The 1511-nt window shown below is 61.8% G+C and carries 2 protein-coding genes; both read left to right on the top strand.

Features of this window, described 5'->3' with window-relative positions; translation table 11 throughout:
• Positions 1-180, top strand: a 180-nt coding sequence (locus AC1DT3_RS20755; protein WP_477467092.1) for an acyl carrier protein, incomplete at its 5' end; no start/stop codon positions are given.
• Positions 181-245: 65 nt separating this feature from the next.
• Positions 246-1508 carry a beta-ketoacyl-ACP synthase II gene (gene fabF, locus AC1DT3_RS20750; RefSeq protein ID WP_477467091.1) on the top strand — a complete coding sequence of 421 codons (1263 nt, stop codon included), beginning with the start codon at positions 246-248 and terminating at the stop codon, positions 1506-1508.
• The last annotated feature ends 3 nt before the right edge of the window (positions 1509-1511 follow it).

The raw sequence follows: 1511 nt of genomic DNA, 5'->3' as shown, positions 1-1511 counted from the left end.
GCCGAGAAGGTGACGGACAATGCCAACTTCATCGACGACCTTGGCGCCGACAGCCTTGACACCGTTGAGCTTGTCATGGCGTTCGAAGAAGAATTCAATGTCGAGATCCCTGACGACGCCGCCGAGACGATCGTGACCGTCGGCGATGCGATCAAGTTCCTCGAGAAGAACGCGGCGTAATTGCCCCTTAAGCGCCGGGCGGTCCTCGTCCGGCGCGTTTTGTTGTCTAAGGATTAGGAAGCGTCATGCGTCGTGTTGTCGTCACTGGTCTCGGCATGGTGACCCCGCTCGGCTGTGGTGTCGAGCCGACCTGGGCGAGACTCGTCGATGGTCAGAGCGGCGCCAACCGGGTCACTGATTTCGAGGTTTCCGATCTCGCCTGCCAGATCGCCTGTCAAATCCCCCGTGGCGACGGTTCCGACGGCACCTTCAACGCCGATCAATGGATGGAGCCGAAGGAGCAGMGCAAGGTCGACCCCTTCATCATCTATTCGATGGCAGCGGCGACCCAGGCTCTTGAAGACGCTGGCTGGAAACCGACGACCTATGAAGACCAGTGCGCCTCAGGCGTTCTGATCGGCTCGGGCATCGGCGGCATCGGCGGCATCTATGAGGCCTCCGTTACGCTCATCGAGCGTGGCCCCCGGCGCATTTCGCCCTTCTTCATTCCCGGACGACTGATCAACCTTGCCGGCGGATACGTCTCCATTGCCCATGGTCTCAAGGGCCCGAACAACGCGGTCGTGACCGCCTGCTCGACGGGTTCGCACGCCATTGGCGACGCGGCGCGTCTCATCGCTCTCGGCGACGCCGAGGTGATGGTGGCAGGCGGAACGGAATCGCCCATCAACAGGCTCTCCATTGCCGGCTTTGCCGCATGCCGGGCCTTGTCGACGAATTTCAATGACGACCCCACCCGAGCTTCGCGACCCTACGACAAGGACCGCGACGGTTTCGTCATGGGCGAGGGCGCCGGTGTCGTGGTTCTCGAGGAATACGAGCACGCCAAGGCGCGCGGCGCGAAGATCTATGCCGAGGTGATCGGCTACGGTCTTTCGGGCGACGCGTATCACATCACCTCACCGTCGGAAGACGGCGACGGGGCTTATCGCTGCATGGCGGCTGCCATCAAGCGAGCCGGCATTTCGGCGTCGGATATCGACTATATCAACGCCCACGGCACCTCGACCCCCCTCGGCGACGAGCTGGAATTGAAGGCCGTCGAACGCATTGTGGGCAATGCCGCGGCGACGTTGTCGATGTCCTCGACCAAGTCCGCCATCGGCCATCTTTTGGGTGCGGCGGGCGCGGTCGAAGCGATTTTCTCTATCCTGGCGATGCGCGACGGGATCGTYCCGCCGACGCTCAATCTCGACAATCCGTCCGTCGAGACCACGATCGATCTCACTCCGCACAAGGCCAAGCGGAAGGAAATCAATACCGTTCTCTCCAACTCTTTCGGGTTCGGCGGAACCAACGCTTCATTGATTTTGCGGCGCGCGGCGTAATCA

This window comes from Microvirga sp. P4_G7 (assembly GCF_056401005.1).
Note: the sequence above shows the minus strand (reverse complement) of the source record. Positions and strands in the feature narration are given on the sequence as shown.